This window comes from Bacillus sp. UNC41MFS5 (assembly GCF_000686805.1).
Genome location: NZ_JMLP01000010.1, coordinates 197,384 through 215,296, shown reverse-complemented (window position 1 = coordinate 215,296; position 17,913 = coordinate 197,384). Strand labels below are relative to the sequence as shown.

The window sequence follows — 17,913 nt, the reverse complement described above, 5'->3', positions numbered from 1 at the left end:
AGAGGGATGGCAAAGTCAGTGGGAACAGTCGAAGATTATTTGCATCACTTGAAAGGAAAGGGTTTTCAATTCCAAGAGGATGCAATTGGGTTTATTTTCTTTGGGAAACACTATACAAACGCTTCTGATGAAATGATTAATACGGCCATTGAAATGACTCTTAAAGCACAAAGAAGTTTTGATGGAAGTTTTTACGTATCATTATTGGAAACCTTAATTTCAAACAAAATCAACACTAGAAAAGAAGCGATTCAATTTGTTAAAGAAAAGGAACTTTTAGCGATATAAACATGAAAAAACTCCCTTTTTTAAAGGGAGTTTTTTCATGAAATTTTATTTTCAACACTCTTACTTCTTTTAAGTAAAGTAATTTTTGGGGTTGGGAGTTCAGCAAATATCATACCTGCAAATATTAGGAAACAGCCTATTAGAGCACTATAGGATAGTCGTTCATGAGCCCAATAAAACCCTGTAATTGCAGCAAACACCGGCTCCATTGCAAAAATCAAGGCTACTCTTGTTGCTGAAGTATACTTTTGGAAATTGGTCTGAATTAAAAAGGCCAGAGCCGTCGCGAACAAGCTCGTGATGATTAAGGCAATGAGCACCTCTTGTCTAAATAGTATCTCGGGATTAAATGACTTCCTCCAATCTTCAAAAAGGAAAGAGGATACGATCGATAATATAGCTACAGTTGTAATTTGGATAATTGTTAACAGCAGTGTTGGATATTTATTGCTAAATTTACCAGTATAAATAATTTGAAGCGCGAAACTAATCGCACAAATGAAAACAAAGCCATCTCCCTTATTCAATGCAATCACATCAGTCATTGTCAGCAGAAATAAGCCAATCGTCGCTGTTAACACACCGAAAACAGCATTTCTGGTGGGGAACTGCTTTAATAACATCATGGAAAACAATGGAACGAGAACAACGTTTAGCCCTGTTATAAATCCTGCTTTAGAAGAAGTTGTATATAATAGCCCGATGGTTTGCGTAGCATACCCAAGAAATAGCCAAAATCCGATGAAAACACCGGATAAAAGTAATTTTCTATCCAATTTTTTCAACTGCTCTTTATCAAATAGGAGAAGGCAGACAATTAATATTATGGCTGCCGCAAGAAAGCGAATACTATTAAAGGAAAATGGTTTAAGGAAATCAATGGCATTTTGAACCAATACAAAAGTTGTACCCCAAATAATCGTGACAAGGAGCAAACTTAAATCAGCAAATATAGGTTTTTTCATGAGTTTCATTGCTCCTCGGGAAGATTTTTTCGAATCGCCTGCCGTGCTAATTCATCAGCAACTTTATTTTCAGCGCTCGGAATCCATTTCATAAAAAATAAAGGAATTTGTTTGGATAAATGTAATGCATGTTCAAGTAATGGTGTGTAAAGCTTATTTTTTACAAACTCTTTTTCAACTGCCTGATTAACTAATTGGGAATCCGTTCGAAAAGACAAAACGGAATCCTGAATCCCTTTTTCTAAACATAATTCTAATGCTTTAATAAATGCATGATATTCTGCTTCATGATTTGACATGTTTCCAAGAGGAATGGAATATTTTTCAGTAATGCCATTTCCTTTTATAAAAATCCCGGCCCCGCTTGGTCCAGGATTTCCAGCGCTTGCCCCGTCAATATAAACTTCAATCAATTCTGTTTCCTCCATAAGTGTACTAATGAAAGTTTATCATATTTCTTTTAAGGCAGAAAATATTTATTCTTATAACAACTATGAAGAAGTGGGTATGATAAGAATATATCAGAATAGGTTAGGATGAAGTGGTAAAATTGCCGAATAGGAATCGATTATTTTATATACCATTGAATTCTTTAAAGAAAGGTTGAAGACATTGAAATATCGGTTAGAGTGGATGTATAAAACGAAAAGTAATGATAAGGTTCAGTTTTCCTCTGAATTGGTATCAGGTGAAACAGCGATACAAATCGGCGAAGAGCTTGAAAGTACTGGGAAGGTATCGGATTTGTTTTTTTATGATGAGAAAGGAACATCTTGGATTTTAAAGGAAATGAAAAAGTTGATGACAGAAATTGAAGAAGATCCACACGAAATAACCGTTTACTTTGATGGGGGTTTTCAAAAGGAAACAAATCAAGCAGGTCTTGGTGCTGTTATATTTTTTAAACAGGGGAAGAAGAAATACCGTATTCGAGCGAATGAACGGATAGATGAATTGGAGACAAACAATGAAGCAGAATATGCTGCTTTTTATTATGCCTTAAATATTTTAGAAGATTTAGGAGTACATCATCTATCTTGTGAATTTAAGGGTGACTCCCAGGTTGTGTTAAAACAATTAGAAGGGGAGTGGCCATGCTATGAAGATACACTTAACAGCTGGCTTGACCGAATTGAGGAAAAAATTAAAGCCTTAGGTTTAATACCTAAATATACGTCCATTAATAGAAAAGATAATAAAGAGGCTGATAAACTGGCGACACAAGCATTAGAGGGAAAAGAAATATTTGCAAAAACATTAATTCTTTAGGAAATGGGTGTGAAACTCTTGTGAAGGAAATCAACAGAATAGAATTATTGAGTCATGTCGAATCTTTAATGGCTCAATACTGTGAAGGCTGCTTTTTACATCAACATATGAAAAAAGAAGGCGGGCGAAGATCAGCACACCGGTTTTGCATTTCCCAGTGTACAGTAGGAGAACAACTTCAGGAGTTTGGGAAAAAATTAAGTTAATGCATATCATATAGTACCTGCAAAAATAAAAAGGCTGACGATATTCGTCAGCCCTAATTGGTTAATTTAGATTATAGTTTTACAACGTTAGCTGCTTGTGGTCCACGGTTTCCTTCAACGATTTCAAAAGAAACTTCTTGGCCTTCTTCTAAAGATTTGAAGCCTTCGCCAGTGATAGCGCTGAAGTGTACGAATACATCGTCGCCGCCTTCTACTTCAATAAAACCAAAACCTTTTTCATTGTTAAACCATTTAACTTTACCGTTTTGCATTTACTTCTTCCTCCTAAGCCTTTTCAAGCCACCCTTATGGTGCCAAAGATAAATATTATCATGTAGACAATCTGCACTAGTATAAAAATGCATATAGTAGATACATGATGCTTTAAATATACAATACTGAAAATTTACAGTCAAGGAAGGACTTAGGTTTTTTAGTGAATTTATCATAGATTCTATGAAAATATTTGGATAATCGTTTGCAGGCACTAACATAAAACTACTTTTGCATCATATGTTTAAATAACCAATATACATGCAGGAGGCAGATACCATGTACCGATTTTCCATTGAAGGTGCGGAATGGATATTAAGATTTTCACCGCAAGTCTATATTGATTCAGTCGAAAAACAGGCGATATTAATGGCTCTGCTTCATATCGGTGCTGATCTAATTAAATACTCTCATGGAAGTGCCTTTATCATTTTTACGAAAAAAATAGGTGCGATAGTTTTCGAAGTTGAGAGAATTCCATCTTTAATATTAACAGTTTCAAATATTATCCCTGATGACAATTGGTATGATAATCCAGAGATTACCACTTTAAAACAAATAAAGTAATGATAAGTTCATCCAGGATGGCCATAAAATGGCCATCCTTTTATTTATTCTCCAGTGACTCATTTGTCATAATTTCGTCAAGGAAAATACTGGATGCCCAGTATTTTATCTCTTTACTAACTATCGATTTAATGGGTAAAATGGACTTCGGGATGCTTGTAAAAAAGGGAGCAATCATATGAAATTAATTATTGCCGAAAAGCCGGATCAAGGTTCGACTTTAGCATCAATCTTTAAACATAAAAAACAAAATGGTTTTATTGAAATTTTTTCGAATGATATTTTTCCAGAGGGAGCCTATGTAACTTGGGCGATTGGACATATATGCCAATTAGTCTCACCTGAAAAATATCAGCAAGGCTGGAAAAAATGGTCATTAGATCATTTACCAATGATTCCCGAACAGTTTGAATACGAGGTAACAAAGGATAAGGCAAAACAATTTGCCGTCATTAAGACATTGGTCTCTGACCCAAGGGTTACTGAAATTATTCATGCGGGTGATGCGGGGCGGGAAGGTGAGCTGATTATCCGCAATATCCTCAGGCTGACTAAATGTCATAAACCCATGAAGAGGCTTTGGATTTCTTCGTTAACAGCCAACAGTATTCGAGAAGGATTCCAGAAACTTTTGGATGAACAACAGACGCGGAGTTTATATTTTGAAGCCTATACCAGGGCTTGTGCGGACTGGGTGGTTGGTATGAATGCCTCACGGCTCTATAGCCTCTTATTGCAAAAACAAGGGTTTTCCGATGTATTTTCAGTTGGCAGAGTGCAAACCCCTACCTTAGCCCTTATTGTTAAAAGAGAACTAGAAATAGAGAACTTTAAGTCTGAACCCTTTTGGGAGGTTCTAGCACATTTTAATATTGATGGTAAAAAGTACACTGGAAAATGGCAGAATGATGGCGAAACTCGAGTATCCAATAAAGAGTTAGCAGAAAAAGTTGCGGCTTTTTGCAAGGATAAACCCGCTGAGGTTAGTGAGGTTCAATCAGAAAGAAAAGAATTTCTCCCTCCACTCTTATATAATCTATCGGCCCTCCAAGCTGAAGCGAATAAACGGTTTAAGTTTTCTCCGAAGAAAACACTAGATGTTATGCAAAAGCTCTATCAAAAAGGAAATGTCTCATACCCTCGTTCCGATTCACGGTATGTCACGAAAGAAGAAGCCAATACTTTCCCAGATATCTTAAACAAATTAAGTCATATGAAAGATTACGAAAGTTTCTTCCCCTTGCCAATAACATCGATCTCAGAAAACAAACGCTATGTGAATGAAAAGAAGGTCACGGACCACTATGCAATTATTCCAACGGAACAAATCCCAAATGTAGAGCGGCTTACCCCAGATGAAAAGAAAATATATGATTTAGTCGTAACAAGTTTAATAGCTGCACATTACAGTAAGGCGATTGCGGAATATACTACTGTAACTACATTAGTAGATGTCAGGGCGGCATTTATTTCAAAAGGAAAGGTCCAAATTGAAGAAGGCTGGCGAAAGGTACTGAAACCAAAAGATAATGATGATGAGCCTGCACTGCCAAAGTTAACAGAAGGTGAGCAAGGGAAGACAAATAAAGTGGAAGTGAAAGAAAGTAAAACTCAGCCTCCAAAACGTTATACCGAAGGTCAATTGATTACGTTAATGAAAACGGCCGGAAAGCATATAGATGATAAAGAACTTGAAAAAATTCTCACTAAAACCGAGGGTCTTGGCACGGAAGCGACGAGAGCAGGCATCATTACGATGCTAAAGGACCGCTTGTATATTGAGGTTAACAAAAATTTAGTCTATGCCACAGCAAAGGCCAAAATCTTGATTGAAGCCATCGGCAAAGAAATTTTAGCTTCACCAGAAATGACCGCCAAGTGGGAACAGAAATTGAAGGAAATTTCAGAAGGATCCGCAGCACCCAAACATTTCATGGAGCAAACGAAAAAGATGGTTTTTCATTTAATTACGTCTAGTATTGACCAAGCGGCAAATTGGTCGTTTTCAGATGAAATGCGTGAAAACTTTGCACCAGGGAAGCAAAAAGGAAGAAAGCAGTCATATACCAAACTAGGGCCTTGTAAAAAATGTGAGGGTTCGGTAGTGGACAAGGGCAGTTTTTACGGCTGTTCCAATTACCAAAAAAATCATTGTGATTTTACTATATCCAAGAAGATTTTAGGTAAAAATATTACGCAAAAGAATATTAAGCTTCTTTTATCAGAAGGGAAAACAGAGCCGATTGAAGGGTTTGTTAATAAAGATAAAACTTTTAATGCACGGCTTTATTTAGACGAAGCTGAAAAAAAGGTCAAATTTTTATTTGAACAAACGCCTCAATATAAGGAAGTAATTATAGATAAATGATAAAGTGCCTTGTCACTATTTTTTTCTTATAGTACACTTTTAGTTGAGTAATTTTTTTGGAGGGTAAGGGATGCCAACACCAAGTATGGAAGATTATATTGAACAAATATATATATTGATTGAAGAAAAAGGATACGCTCGGGTCTCAGATATTGCCGAAGCGCTGTCTGTACATCCCTCCTCAGTAACGAAAATGGTGCAAAAGCTTGATAAAGATGAGTACTTAGTTTATGAAAAATATAGAGGTCTTGTGTTAACAACAAAAGGTAAAAAGATTGGTAAACGCCTTGTCTTTAGACATGATTTGCTAGAACAATTCCTAAAAATCATCGGTGTAAAAGATGAAAATATTTATAACGATGTCGAAGGGATTGAGCACCATTTAAGTTGGGATTCCATCGATCGAATTGGTGACCTTGTTCAGTTTTTTGAAGAGGATCAAAAGCGAATTGATGCATTAAATGAAATTCAAAAACAGAATGAAAATGAATAATAAGAAAGCACCTAGCTAAAATTACGCTAGGTGCTTTTAATATAAATCTGGGAATTGGTCAAAAGATTGGCTGCTTTCTGGGATTAAAGACATTTTCCCGTGTTCCTCTATCGCCTGGACCCCTTGGATTAGACCGTCTTCGGCCTCTTGTAACGCTTTTCGATACGAGATGATTCGTCCCTCAGAAGTAACGAAGTTAATAATTTCACCATAGTAATTGCGATGAAGTGCGACGATTGATTCCATGAAAACTCTCCCTTTTAGATTTTTTATGAAGCCCTTACTTTTTTTATATTCTTTCTATTTTTACAAAAAATAAACTTAAAAAAGCATCGGAAGTTATTTTCCGATGCTTTCTGCTAACCCCAATAAAAAGGAGTTTCTTGGTATACATAATAATTGAGCCAGTTTGAAAAGAATAAATGGCCGTGTGAACGCCAGCGATTTATTGGCGGTTGGGTGGGATCATTATTTGGGAAGTAGTTTTCGGGTATATGGATTTCAAGACCCTTATTCACATCCCTTTCGTACTCCTGTGCAAGCGAATCTGATTCATATTCTAAATGTCCGGTAATCATCACATGCTTCCTGTCTCGAGATGCAATTAATAAGGCTCCCGCATCATCTGAAGCAGCTAATAATTTTAATGCTGAATTCTTTTTAATTGCTTCAATCGAAACATCTGTATAACGAGAATGCGGAGCGTAAAATTGATCATCAAAACCACGCAGCAAAATATCATTTTGATCGAAAATCCGGTGGGCATAAATGCCGGAGCATTTTCTCTGTAATTCAAATTTACCAATTCCGTAATGGTAATGTAGCGAAGCCTGAGCTCCCCAGCAAATATGTAGTGTCGAAGTGACATTTTCATTTGCCCAATCCATTATTTCTGTTAACTCCGACCAATATTTCACTTGATCAAATTCTAACAGCTCCACCGGAGCACCAGTAATAATCATCCCATCAAATTTCAGGTTCTTCACTTGGGAAAAGGTCGTGTAAAACTGTTCGAGATGCTGTTTACTGGTATGGGTCGATTCATATGAATTCGTTTTTAAAAAATTAACATTTACTTGTAAGGGCGAGTTTCCCAATAATCGTAAAAGTTGTGTTTCTGCTCTTTCTTTTTCAGGCATTAAATTCAGAATGAGTATATTTAGTGGTCTGATGTCCTGAGCAATTGCACGTTCATTGTCCATAATGAAAATATTTTCTGTTTCAAGAATTTCCCTTGCTGGAAGGAGTTTTGGAATGTTAATTGGCAAGTGACCATCCCCTTTTTCTGGTTAATTTCAGGCGTTTTTCTTAATACTACATCCATTAATATAACTACTTCAGACGACAAGAAGTCAATGAATATTTAAAAAATTTAATAATTATATTATAAACATTATTGTAATTTCAGAAAAGATAATAATTTGTTCATAATTAGCAATCGGATTGAAAGCGCTTTTTTGATACAATGAAACCGTAGGTCCAATTCTAATGCGGAATGCGGGGGATAAAGGTGGTATTGAAAACAATAGTGAAATCAGACATTGAAATTGCACAAGATTCAGAGATGAGGCCAATTGTTGAAATCGCCGAAAAAATTGGTCTGGAAGCAGATGATTTAGAGCTCTTTGGTAAATACAAAGCCAAAATTTCAAACGAGACTCTTGCTAAACTGAGAACAAAGGAAAGTGGGAAAATTATCCTTGTCACTTCCATTAATCCAACACCAGCTGGCGAAGGAAAGTCGACCGTGACCGTTGGGCTGGCCGATGCTTTCAATCAGATTGGTAAAAAAACGATGATTGCCATAAGAGAGCCTTCCCTAGGCCCTACAATGGGTATTAAAGGCGGTGCGACTGGTGGTGGGTACTCACAAGTCCTGCCAATGGAAGATATCAATCTACACTTTACTGGAGATCTTCACGCGATAACGACTGCAAACAATGCCCTCGCAGCATTAATCGATAATCATCTCCAACAGGGTAACGAACTTAACATCGATCAACGCAGGATTGTCTGGAAACGGGCGGTAGATTTAAATGACAGAGCCTTAAGAAAAGTAATCATCGGTCTTGGCGGTCCGCTTCAAGGGGTACCGCGGGAGGATGGTTTTGATATTACAGTTGCATCAGAAATTATGGCGGTTCTATGTTTAGCCACAGATTTAAAAAATTTAAAATTACGACTATCACGGATGGTTGTTGCTTATAATTATGATAAGAATCCGGTGACTGTTGGTGACCTAGGGGTGGAAGGTGCATTAACGTTATTGTTAAAAGATGCGGTTAAACCCAACCTTGTACAAACAATTGAACACACGCCAGCACTAATTCATGGCGGTCCATTTGCAAATATCGCCCATGGATGCAACAGTGTAATTGCTACAACCACTGCAGCTAAATTAGCGGATTATGTGATTACAGAAGCAGGATTTGGGGCGGATTTGGGTGCAGAGAAATTTTTACATATTAAATCGAGAAGCGCAGGTATTAAACCGGAAGCTGTTGTCATTGTTGCGACAATTCGTGCCTTGAAAATGCATGGCGGTGTAGTGAAAAGTGAGTTAGCTAATGAAAATATTCCATCATTAACGCTGGGCTTTGCAAATCTAAAGAAACACATTGAGACAATTCAGAGCTTTGGATTACCAGTTGTTGTGGCCGTTAACAAATTCATCACCGATACCAAGCAGGAGGTAGAAACATTACTTGAGTGGTGTCAAAGAGAAAATGTGCCTGTTGCCTTAACTGAAGTGTGGGAAAAAGGTGGAGCAGGCGGCATTGATCTAGCTAATACACTGTTAGCTGTCATGGACAAGGAAGAAATCCATTATAAGCCTCTATATGACTTATCTGATTCAATCGAGAAGAAAGTTCGGACGATTGTTCAAAAAGTTTATGGAGGAAACGAAGTTGAATTTTCATCAAAAGCCAAGAAACAATTAATTGATTTTGAAAAGTTTGGCTGGTCTAATTTGGCGGTTTGTATGGCGAAATCCCAGTATTCTTTATCTGATGATCCATCAAAGTTAGGCAGACCTTCGGATTTTAGTGTAACAGTCAGGGAATTTAAACCATCAATCGGGGCTGGATTTATTGTCGCCTTAACAGGAGATGTCATGACGATGCCGGGATTACCAAAAAAACCGGCAGCCTTGAATATGGATGTCGATGAAAACGGGAATGCAATCGGGCTATTCTAAGAGGAGAGTCGAACGTTTATGTTTGATCCAACTGCATTTGATAACATGAAAGTAGTGATTGAAGGAGCTCTTTATGATCTTGATATTAGTGGAGAGATAGTTATTTCCGATCGAAACGATACCGTTAATATGGCTAAAATGTCACGAACATTTGACATTTCGTTCCGATTACCCGAAAAAAAGGTAATGGCAACAATCGAACTGAAATCAGGACTTGTTAATTTGGCAGCGGAGCTTTTACCATCCTTACAATCAGAGGAGCAGGCAGGAAGTATGTTAAGTCTGCAATTTCGTACAACCAAAGATGAATTGGACATAGACTTTACCACACTAAAAGCCCATTTAATGGATATTTGGGGGCCGACCAGAACAATAACTCAAAGTGTTCTCTATGACCCGTTAAGAATTGATTCAGTCCATGCTCTTATAATAACAATTGAATTTGACCGGCTGATACATGAAGACCAAATAGAGGACTTAGTCGAAATGACAGAGTTTATTATCACAACGCTAAAGAAACTAAACGAGGAAATTAGTTAAAAATCCAAAACCAGCTTTTTTTATTAAAGGCTGGTTTTGTTATTGTTCTTATAATATTTACAATATTCTAATTTTTATGTACGATTAATTTACATACTAGTTCAAGATTATAGAAAGGGGAGATGACGTTGGTCAAAACGGCATGGGTTACAGATAGTACTGCCTATTTAGACGAAGAATTAAGAAATCATCCGGATTTATATACAATACCGTTAACAATTTTACTTGATGGCGAGGAATATTCAGATGGGATTGACTTAACATCTGCTCAATTATTTGATCGACTAAAGCAGCTTAAAAATCCTCCAAAAACATCACAGCCTTCTATTGGGGCATTTCAGGGATTATACGAAAAATTGTCAGCGGATTATGACCAAGTGGTTGCCGTACTTTTGTCGGGAAAATTAAGTGGTACGGTATCCTCAAGTGAGCAGGCAGCAAAATTGGTTGATATTCCGGTTACCACGATTGATTCTAACATTCTTACTTATCCGCTGACGGCCTTGCTTAAAGAGGGAATAGCCTTGCTAGAGGCTGGTGCTAGCCTCGAATCAGTAATCGACCAACTTGAAAGGATAAAGAAAACGAACGAGACTTATGTCCTTGTTGGCAGTTTAGAACAACTTCACCGAAGCGGCAGAATGTCAGGCTTGAAATTCTTTCTCGGCAGTATGCTTAATGTTAAACCAATCATATCCATCGTAGACGGGGCATTGAATGTAAAAGAAAAAGCACGAAGCGAGAAAAAGGCGAAAGAAAAAATATTGGATTATTTACGATCATCCTACGAGCAGCATCACTTTAAAGAAGTATATATTTTATATGGATTGCATGAGGAACAGGCTTCTAATTGGGAAAATGAAATCAGAAAGGAATTTCCTGATTTAGAGATAGTACATTGCCCCTTAGGAGCGGTAATCGGTGTACATGCAGGTGAAAATACGCTCGGGATTAGCTGGCACAATGGGTTGAATAGATAGGCTTAAATAACCTCGGAGATTCGGGGTTATTTTTTATTGTATAGGAAATTATAAAATAATTTATTGTGGATAAATTCAAATGTCTCTCTGAATCCAGCTCCAGCGCCCAGCGGCTAGTGTACTTCGCTCTCCGCCCTACGATAAGTCAAGCACGAATGCGCTCCGCTCTTCGTGTTTCCTTTATCTCGGTTGGAGCTCTCCAGTCCATACGCCGCTAAACGGGCGCTTGCGCTTTTTGTTCTTTGTTTTTCATGATAAAATAGCAGGGGTGAAAGTGGGTGTTCGGGAAAATGAAAAACCAAATGATAGAACTAACAGAAAATTATGTCCGCAACGAATTAGGGGAAGATCCTACTGGCCATGATTGGTTTCATGTGGATCGTGTTCGAAGAAATGCCCTACATATTTGCGAGGAAGAAATGGCAGGAGATTCGTTCATTATTGAAATGGCTGCTCTTCTCCATGACATATCGGATGAAAAGCTCAATGAAAGCAGCAAAAAAGGGGAAGAAAAACTGGAATCTTATTTACAAACCCTTCCGCTGACAGATAATGATAAAAGGCATATAAATCAGATTATCGCCACGATTTCCTTTAAGGGTGGACAAACGACAACTTTGTCAACGATTGAAGCAAAAATTGTTCAGGATGCTGACCGTTTAGATGCGATTGGGGCCATCGGGATTGCGAGGGCGTTTGCCTACGGCGGCAAAAAAGGGCAATCCATCTATGACCCAAGCATTTCTGTTAGAAATGAAATGACACTAGAAGAATATCGAAAAGGGAAATCAACAAGCGTTCATCATTTTTATGAAAAACTGCTTAAATTGAAAGACTTACTAAATACAGATACTGCTCGAAAAATGGCAGAAAGTCGTCAACAAATGATGGTATCATTTCTAGAACAATTTTACCAAGAATGGGATGGACAAGTATGAAAATGCTCACAGTTGAAAATGTTTCAAAAACATATGGGGAAAAACAACTCTTTAACTCTATTTCCTTTACGATTGGAGAAAAAGAACGTGTCGGGTTAATAGGGGTCAATGGGACTGGTAAATCATCACTCTTAAAAATTATTGCTGGACTGGATACGCCGGACGAAGGCAAAATCATCACTAGCAAAGATTATTCAATCACATTTTTAAACCAGCAGCCAGAATTAGATGGGGATAAAACAGTGCTAGAACAGGTTTTCCATGGTGAAGCCCCAATTCTAAAACTAATGCGTTCCTATGAAAAAACATTGTTGGAGCTTACTAGTTCTCCAAATGATACGAAGGTCCAAGAAGACCTTTTTCGTTTGCAAAAGCAGATGGATGCACTAAATGCCTGGGATGCGAGTACAAATGCAAAATCGATATTAACAAAATTAGGGATTGAAGATTTTACAAAAAGAATTGGTGAGATGTCCGGGGGACAGAAAAAAAGGGTCGCATTAGCACAAGTGTTGATATCGGAACCAGATTTACTAATTTTAGATGAACCAACCAACCATCTTGATTTTGATTCGGTGAAATGGTTAGAAGATTATTTAAGCAGATATAGTGGTTCGATTTTGCTTGTCACTCACGACCGTTACTTTCTAGACCGAGTGGCCAATCGGATGTTTGAACTAGATGGCGGGCAAATATATAGCTATAAAGGAAATTATGCAGCCTTTTTAGAAGCAAAAGCGATTCGTGAAGAGAATGAAGCAGCGACATTTGAAAAAAGAAAGAATCTTTTCAGAAGAGAACTTGAGTGGATCAGGCGCGGCGCAAAAGCAAGAACCACAAAACAAAAAGCCAGAATTCAACGATTTGAAGAGCTCGATGAGAAGGTTACTAATGGAAAGCCAGCCTCTGAAAAACTTGATATCACTTTAAATGGCAGCCGCCTTGGAAAACAAGTATTTGAACTGAAGGATGCATCCAAGCGATTTGGATCAAAAACAATCTTACATCACTTTGATTTGCTTGTGAAGCCGGGGGATCGGATTGGTATTATTGGGAAAAATGGGACGGGTAAATCGACTCTGTTAAATATTCTTGCCAAACAAATCCCGCTAGATGAAGGGGAATTCATCATGGGTCAGACCGTGAAAATCGCTTATTATACCCAGGAAAGTGAAGACATGGATGAAAATAAGCGGATGATTGAATACATTAAAGAGACAGCCGAAGTTGTAAACACATCGGATGGGAAAACAATCTCAGCGGCCCAAATGCTCGAACGCTTTTTGTTTCCGCCCTTTACGCACGGAACACCAATCCGCAAGTTATCGGGTGGAGAAAAACGACGTTTATATTTATTGAAAATACTAATGACAGCACCAAATGTGCTTCTTTTGGACGAACCTACCAATGATCTTGATACACAAACACTGACCGTTCTCGAAGATTATTTGGAAGATTTTCCAGGAGTGGTAATCACGGTTTCCCATGACCGCTATTTCTTAGATAAGGTGGCCGAGCAGCTTCTCGTTCTACAAGGGGAAGGGGCAATCGAATCCTTCTATGGAAATTACACAGAGTATCTTGAAAAGGAATCGGCATTAGAGGCACAAAAAACAATCACTGTTACAACTAAGCCTACAAAAACAATTGAAAAAGAAAAAAAGAAAAGAATGACCTATGCAGAGAAAAAAGAATGGGAATCCATTGATGGAGACATTGAGACAACGGAAACCCGTCTGGAAGAAATAGCCTCCGAAATGGCGAAGACAGGCAGTGATTTTACGAAAGCACAGGACTTGATGAATCAAGAGACTGAATTAAACGAAAAACTCGAGCATTTAATCGAGCGCTGGTCCTACTTGGCCGAACTTGCGGAAAAGGAATGAGGTGGTCGTGTTGAAAATTAAGGCGATTGAACCAACGCCAAGTCCAAATACAATGAAAATCATTTTAGATGAAGAACTTCCAATGGGTAAAAGCCATAATTATAAAAAAGAAACTGCTGCTGATGCGCCAGCAATGATTCAAGCCATCCTTCAAATCGATGGCATAAAAGGTGTTTATCATGTGGCAGATTTCCTTGCCATTGAACGAAATGCGAAATATGATTGGAAGGAATTATTACCTCAAGTTCGCCAAGCATTTGGGGAAAAAGCGGAAGAAATTATTCAAACCAATCAGATTAACGAACATTTTGGTGAGATTAATGTTGAAATCCAGATGTTTAAAGATATACCGCTCCAAGTAAAGCTGACGGACGGCACATCAGAAAAACGTTTCGGAATGCCGGAATACTTCTTAAAGGCGAGAGAACGGGCACAACTGCCTGATGATCATTATCTTTTACTTAGAAAGTGGCAAAATCAAGGCGTCCGCTATGGAGAGTTTGAGCAGATTGGTCAGGAAGTGGTGGACGAACTTATTGCCGCCTATCCAGAGGTGCGGCTTGAGGAATTGGTTGCAAAAGCTCAATCCACGGATCCTAAGCCTGAACCAAAATATAGTAAAAAGCGAAAAAAAGTATCAATAGAAGATTTAAATAATCAGGATTGGCAAATTCGCTATCAGGTTCTCGAACAAATGGATGACCCAGAACTAGAGGATTTACCCGTCCTTGAAAAAGCGTTATCAGATGAAAAGGCTTCGATTCGAAGGCTAGCTACCGTGTACCTCGGTATGATCAAGGAAAAGAAAGTGCTGCCGTTACTATATAAGGCACTGAAAGATAAAACGGTGACTGTTCGCAGGACGGCAGGAGATTGTCTATCAGATTTAGGGTTTTCGGAAGCCACAGACGAAATGATTATGGCATTGAAGGATAAGAGCAAGTTAGTCCGCTGGCGGGCAGCTATGTTTTTATATGAAGCAGGCGATGCAATGGCCCTTCCCGCGTTAAAAGCTGCCGAAAATGATTCGGAATTTGAAGTTAGTTTGCAAATCAAAATGGCGATAGAAAGAATTGAAGGCGGCTCAGAAGCAAAAGGTTCTGTTTGGAAGCAAATGACGGAAGCTAGGAAGAGCGTGGAATAAAATTGCAAATAGGCAATAGATTAGGTATTCTAAAATGGATGAACCGAAACGGAGTGATTTTAATTGTCAAATGCATATGAAGAATATATGAAACAAATGGTTTTGCCGATGCGCGAAGAATTAACAAGAGCTGGTTTTGAAGAGCTCTCAACAGCACAAGAGGTAGAAGAATTTATGGAAAATGTAAGTGGAACAACGCTTGTTGTCGTAAATTCTGTATGCGGTTGTGCGGCTGGATTAGCTCGTCCTGCTGCAACACAAGCCGTCCTAAATAGCGAGAAAAAACCGAACCAAATCGTAACCGTGTTTGCTGGACAGGATAAAGAAGCAACCGCAAAAATGCGTGAGTATTTTGAAGGAATTGAACCATCATCTCCTTCAATGGCCTTATTAAAGGATAATAAAGTTGTTCATTTTATTCCAAGACATGATATTGAAGGAATGCCGATGGAATCAGTAATGCATAATTTACTAGGGGCATTCGAAGCCCATTGCTAAAAAGGATGTCAGCCGACATCCTTTTTTTATGTAGTGGTGGACGCAAATTTTTCCAATTGTTCGAAAAAAGAAGTATAATAGTTTCTATAAAAACTAATTTTAGAAATTAATAGAAAAATAGATAAAGAATAAGGTGACTAATAATGAATAATTGGGTTCGTAAAACGTTATTTGTACTAGTATCTGTTTTAACTTTTGGACTTGTTACGCCAACACAATTAATGGACCATATTAACGCTGAAAATCTCACCGATCGTGATGCGTTTGAAGCCCCTTCAACAGAAAGTGCCCTTGGACAATCGAACATGTTTGAGGAAGCAACGGAGTTCGATAAAGACAAATTTATAGAAGCGTTGTTGAAACAGGCAGAAATCCAGTCCTATCAGAAATTTGGTGCCAAAATAAAACCTGTCATCGAAAATGAATTCAAAGACATTATTTTACCGAATATCGAAAAAGCTCTTGAGGATATGGCCATTCAATTTCCTGAAGAAGATTTAAAAAATCTCAACATTACCGAACATCCCGGAGGAGGACATTCGGAGAAAATATTTAATATTAATAATCGAGGAACCGGCAAAGATGTCCTTCGTTTTCATGTGAGACGGGATAATCCGCCCCAAGAAGGCTATTGGTTTAATTTTCATTATCACACCTATCATGATGATTTCCAGACCCACCATGAATTAGGTGCCATTTATTGGGCTAAGAATACACCACCCAAATGGATGAGTTAAAGCGATTTGCTAATAAGCACAAAAAAAATTTATTATAATAATTGAAACCTTTTTATGACAAACTCGTAAATAGACTATTACCTAAATTGGAGGAATGAAAAATGGCAGTAAGTTTATCAAAAGGTCAAAAAGTGGATTTAACAAAAACCAATCCAGGATTAACAAACGTGGTCGTTGGACTTGGTTGGGACACGAACAAATATGATGGCGGTAATGATTTTGATCTTGATTCATCCGTTTTCTTATTGGGGGAAAATGGGAAAGTAACGAATGAAACTGACTTTATTTTCTATAATAATCCTCAAGGGGCAAATGGTGCTGTAGTACATACCGGTGATAATCGCACAGGCGCTGGCGATGGTGATGACGAGGGTGTAAAAGTAAATCTTACAACAATCCCTGCTAATATTCAGCGAATTGCTTTTACAATTACAATTCATGATGCAGATAGCAGAAACCAAAACTTTGGGCAGGTTTCAAATGCCTATGCCCGTATCTATAATGAAGCCAATGGAGAAGAATTAATTCGCTATGATTTAGGTGAGGACTTCTCGATTGAAACAGCCATTGTTGTCGGTGAATTATATCGCCACAATGGTGAATGGAAATTCAGTGCCATTGGCAGCGGTTATCAAGGCGGATTAGCGGCACTTGCCACAGACTTCGGCTTACAAATTGGTTAATTGTAAATTGTAAAAGATCCAGTTTCATACTGGGTCTTTTTAAAAAAACTTTTTAACAACTCGGGAGGAATTTTTGTAAATGTCAGTTATTAATCATATCTTGGACACATATGCACAATTTTTTGATTTAGATATGTGGGGTAAGATATTAGCAGATCCGGTCAGCTGGGGACTTATTGGAACTCTTATTATTTTAGAAGGTTTGCTTTCTGCGGATAACGCGCTTGTTTTGGCCGTAATGGTTAAACACTTGCCGCCTGAAAAGCGGAAAAGAGCTTTATTCTATGGTTTATTAGGTGCATATATATTCCGATTTATCGCAATTGGAATCGGAGTATACTTAATCAAGTTTTGGGTCATTAAAGCCCTTGGTGCCGCATATCTTGCATGGTTAGCGATTAAGTATTTCATCGATAAGCGTAAAGGCATTTCTGGTCATGATGAAGAGGAAGCAGAAGGAATTAATCAAGGCGGCTTGCTAATACGTTTATTTGGTACCTTCTGGGGAACCGTAGCAGCTGTTGAATTAATGGATATTGCTTTCTCGGTCGATAGCGTTCTTGCAGCCTTTGGGGTAAGCAACCAAGTTTGGATTCTGTTTGTAGGTGGTATCCTTGGTGTGTTAATGATGCGTGGTGTCGCTGGTGTATTCCTTACATTAATTGACAGAATTCCAGAACTTGAAACCACTGCTTATATCTTAATCCTGATTATTTCTATTAAGATGGCTCTAACCTTACCGTTATTCAATATTCATATTGAATCATTACATTTCTTTATCATTCTAGCAGTAACATTTGGAGCTACCTTCATTGTTCACTTCATGAATAAGAAGAAGGAAGCCACAAAAGAAAACCAATCATAAACTATTGACTAAAA

At 37.9% G+C, this 17,913-nt stretch carries 21 protein-coding genes; 16 read left to right on the top strand and 5 right to left on the bottom strand.

The genetic code is table 11. From position 1 onward, the window contains the following. Nucleotides 1-6 precede the first annotated feature (6 nt). Nucleotides 7-288, top strand: a complete 282-nt coding sequence (locus BR30_RS0103890) for a DUF6123 family protein (protein WP_231507620.1) — start codon at nucleotides 7-9, stop codon at nucleotides 286-288. A 35-nt stretch (nucleotides 289-323) separates the two neighbouring features. Here BR30_RS0103890 and BR30_RS0103885 read toward each other — a convergent pair whose 3' ends face one another. Both BR30_RS0103885 and BR30_RS0103880 read right to left on the bottom strand, forming a co-directional pair. Then, complete coding sequence (locus tag BR30_RS0103885; RefSeq protein ID WP_026563859.1) at nucleotides 324-1,253, bottom strand: DMT family transporter; 930 nt, start codon at nucleotides 1,251-1,253, stop codon at nucleotides 324-326. A 5-nt stretch (nucleotides 1,254-1,258) separates the two neighbouring features. After that, nucleotides 1,259-1,666, bottom strand: a complete 408-nt coding sequence (locus tag BR30_RS0103880; RefSeq protein WP_026563858.1) for a reverse transcriptase-like protein — start codon at nucleotides 1,664-1,666, stop codon at nucleotides 1,259-1,261. Nucleotides 1,667-1,865: 199 nt separating this feature from the next. Here BR30_RS0103880 and BR30_RS0103875 point away from each other — a divergent pair, with 199 nt between their 5' ends. After that, nucleotides 1,866-2,522, top strand: coding sequence for a reverse transcriptase-like protein (locus tag BR30_RS0103875; protein ID WP_026563857.1), 657 nt, complete (start codon nucleotides 1,866-1,868; stop codon nucleotides 2,520-2,522). A 20-nt stretch (nucleotides 2,523-2,542) separates the two neighbouring features. After that, on the top strand, nucleotides 2,543-2,728 hold the full coding sequence (locus tag BR30_RS35645) for a zinc-finger domain-containing protein (protein ID WP_331280760.1): 186 nt from the start codon (nucleotides 2,543-2,545) through the stop codon (nucleotides 2,726-2,728). A gap of 71 nt (nucleotides 2,729-2,799) precedes the next feature. Here BR30_RS35645 and cspD read toward each other — a convergent pair whose 3' ends face one another. Next, the gene (cspD, locus tag BR30_RS0103870; RefSeq protein WP_026563856.1) at nucleotides 2,800-3,000 is read right to left on the bottom strand and encodes a cold-shock protein CspD; all 201 of its coding nucleotides are present in this window, start codon (nucleotides 2,998-3,000) and stop codon (nucleotides 2,800-2,802) included. Nucleotides 3,001-3,280: 280 nt separating this feature from the next. Here cspD and BR30_RS0103865 point away from each other — a divergent pair, with 280 nt between their 5' ends. From BR30_RS0103865 to mntR, 3 genes are all read left to right on the top strand, one after another. Then, nucleotides 3,281-3,568, top strand: coding sequence for a hypothetical protein (locus BR30_RS0103865; protein WP_026563855.1), 288 nt, complete (start codon nucleotides 3,281-3,283; stop codon nucleotides 3,566-3,568). Nucleotides 3,569-3,746: 178 nt separating this feature from the next. Continuing rightward, the gene (locus tag BR30_RS32590) at nucleotides 3,747-5,936 is read left to right on the top strand and encodes a DNA topoisomerase III (RefSeq protein WP_051633449.1); all 2,190 of its coding nucleotides are present in this window, start codon (nucleotides 3,747-3,749) and stop codon (nucleotides 5,934-5,936) included. A 70-nt stretch (nucleotides 5,937-6,006) separates the two neighbouring features. Beyond that, nucleotides 6,007-6,429 carry a transcriptional regulator MntR gene (gene mntR / locus BR30_RS0103855; RefSeq protein WP_026563854.1) on the top strand — a complete coding sequence of 141 codons (423 nt, stop codon included), beginning with the start codon at nucleotides 6,007-6,009 and terminating at the stop codon, nucleotides 6,427-6,429. Nucleotides 6,430-6,465: 36 nt separating this feature from the next. Here the strand turns inward: mntR and BR30_RS0103850 are convergent, their stop codons facing one another. Then, on the bottom strand, nucleotides 6,466-6,675 hold the full coding sequence (locus tag BR30_RS0103850) for a DUF3892 domain-containing protein (protein WP_026563853.1): 210 nt from the start codon (nucleotides 6,673-6,675) through the stop codon (nucleotides 6,466-6,468). A 113-nt stretch (nucleotides 6,676-6,788) separates the two neighbouring features. Further along, nucleotides 6,789-7,697: a homoserine O-acetyltransferase MetA gene (gene metA, locus BR30_RS0103845; protein WP_026563852.1), complete on the bottom strand. Its 909-nt coding sequence runs from the start codon at nucleotides 7,695-7,697 to the stop codon at nucleotides 6,789-6,791. A 227-nt stretch (nucleotides 7,698-7,924) separates the two neighbouring features. Here metA and BR30_RS0103840 point away from each other — a divergent pair, with 227 nt between their 5' ends. The 10 genes from BR30_RS0103840 to BR30_RS0103795 all read left to right on the top strand — a co-directional run bounded on the left by BR30_RS0103840 (nucleotide 7,925) and on the right by BR30_RS0103795 (nucleotide 17,899). Then, nucleotides 7,925-9,628: a formate--tetrahydrofolate ligase gene (locus tag BR30_RS0103840; protein WP_442852955.1), complete on the top strand. Its 1,704-nt coding sequence runs from the start codon at nucleotides 7,925-7,927 to the stop codon at nucleotides 9,626-9,628. Between the two features lie 18 nt (nucleotides 9,629-9,646). Then, on the top strand, nucleotides 9,647-10,168 hold the full coding sequence (locus BR30_RS0103835; protein WP_026563850.1) for a hypothetical protein: 522 nt from the start codon (nucleotides 9,647-9,649) through the stop codon (nucleotides 10,166-10,168). Nucleotides 10,169-10,296: 128 nt separating this feature from the next. After that, entirely contained in the window at nucleotides 10,297-11,148 is an 852-nt protein-coding gene (locus tag BR30_RS0103830) for a DegV family protein (RefSeq protein WP_026563849.1), read from the top strand. A gap of 290 nt (nucleotides 11,149-11,438) precedes the next feature. Beyond that, nucleotides 11,439-12,086: an HD domain-containing protein gene (locus BR30_RS0103825; RefSeq protein ID WP_026563848.1), complete on the top strand. Its 648-nt coding sequence runs from the start codon at nucleotides 11,439-11,441 to the stop codon at nucleotides 12,084-12,086. Then, complete coding sequence (locus BR30_RS0103820) at nucleotides 12,083-13,972, top strand: ABC-F family ATP-binding cassette domain-containing protein (RefSeq protein WP_026563847.1); 1,890 nt, start codon at nucleotides 12,083-12,085, stop codon at nucleotides 13,970-13,972. Before BR30_RS0103825 ends, BR30_RS0103820 begins: the two co-directional genes overlap by 4 nt. 10 nt (nucleotides 13,973-13,982) lie before the next feature. Then, complete coding sequence (locus BR30_RS0103815) at nucleotides 13,983-15,116, top strand: conserved virulence factor C family protein (protein ID WP_026563846.1); 1,134 nt, start codon at nucleotides 13,983-13,985, stop codon at nucleotides 15,114-15,116. Nucleotides 15,117-15,179: 63 nt separating this feature from the next. Further along, nucleotides 15,180-15,614: a BrxA/BrxB family bacilliredoxin gene (locus BR30_RS0103810; RefSeq protein ID WP_026563845.1), complete on the top strand. Its 435-nt coding sequence runs from the start codon at nucleotides 15,180-15,182 to the stop codon at nucleotides 15,612-15,614. Between the two features lie 143 nt (nucleotides 15,615-15,757). Next, a complete protein-coding gene (locus BR30_RS0103805; protein ID WP_026563844.1) occupies nucleotides 15,758-16,351 on the top strand; it encodes a YpjP family protein in 594 nt (197 codons plus the stop codon). Between the two features lie 101 nt (nucleotides 16,352-16,452). Continuing rightward, a complete protein-coding gene (locus BR30_RS0103800; RefSeq protein ID WP_026563843.1) occupies nucleotides 16,453-17,034 on the top strand; it encodes a TerD family protein in 582 nt (193 codons plus the stop codon). Nucleotides 17,035-17,113: 79 nt separating this feature from the next. Next, the gene (locus tag BR30_RS0103795) at nucleotides 17,114-17,899 is read left to right on the top strand and encodes a TerC family protein (RefSeq protein ID WP_026563842.1); all 786 of its coding nucleotides are present in this window, start codon (nucleotides 17,114-17,116) and stop codon (nucleotides 17,897-17,899) included. The last annotated feature ends 14 nt before the right edge of the window (nucleotides 17,900-17,913 follow it).

Excerpts from the sequence above, each read along its gene's own strand:
- cspD (WP_026563856.1), bottom strand. The coding sequence starts at position 3,000 with ATGCAAAACGGTAAAGTTAAATGGTTTAACAATGAAAAAGGTTTTGGT.
- BR30_RS0103840 (WP_442852955.1), top strand. The coding sequence starts at position 7,925 with ATGCGGGGGATAAAGGTGGTATTGAAAACAATAGTGAAATCAGACATT.
- BR30_RS0103885 (WP_026563859.1), bottom strand. The coding sequence starts at position 1,253 with ATGAAAAAACCTATATTTGCTGATTTAAGTTTGCTCCTTGTCACGATT.
- BR30_RS0103865 (WP_026563855.1), top strand. The coding sequence starts at position 3,281 with ATGTACCGATTTTCCATTGAAGGTGCGGAATGGATATTAAGATTTTCA.
- BR30_RS0103850 (WP_026563853.1), bottom strand. The coding sequence starts at position 6,675 with ATGGAATCAATCGTCGCACTTCATCGCAATTACTATGGTGAAATTATT.
- BR30_RS0103835 (WP_026563850.1), top strand. The coding sequence starts at position 9,647 with ATGTTTGATCCAACTGCATTTGATAACATGAAAGTAGTGATTGAAGGA.
- mntR (WP_026563854.1), top strand. The coding sequence starts at position 6,007 with ATGCCAACACCAAGTATGGAAGATTATATTGAACAAATATATATATTG.
- BR30_RS0103795 (WP_026563842.1), top strand. The coding sequence starts at position 17,114 with ATGTCAGTTATTAATCATATCTTGGACACATATGCACAATTTTTTGAT.
- BR30_RS0103890 (WP_231507620.1), top strand. The coding sequence starts at position 7 with ATGGCAAAGTCAGTGGGAACAGTCGAAGATTATTTGCATCACTTGAAA.
- BR30_RS0103800 (WP_026563843.1), top strand. The coding sequence starts at position 16,453 with ATGGCAGTAAGTTTATCAAAAGGTCAAAAAGTGGATTTAACAAAAACC.
- BR30_RS0103820 (WP_026563847.1), top strand. The coding sequence starts at position 12,083 with ATGAAAATGCTCACAGTTGAAAATGTTTCAAAAACATATGGGGAAAAA.
- BR30_RS0103805 (WP_026563844.1), top strand. The coding sequence starts at position 15,758 with ATGAATAATTGGGTTCGTAAAACGTTATTTGTACTAGTATCTGTTTTA.
- BR30_RS32590 (WP_051633449.1), top strand. The coding sequence starts at position 3,747 with ATGAAATTAATTATTGCCGAAAAGCCGGATCAAGGTTCGACTTTAGCA.
- BR30_RS0103825 (WP_026563848.1), top strand. The coding sequence starts at position 11,439 with ATGAAAAACCAAATGATAGAACTAACAGAAAATTATGTCCGCAACGAA.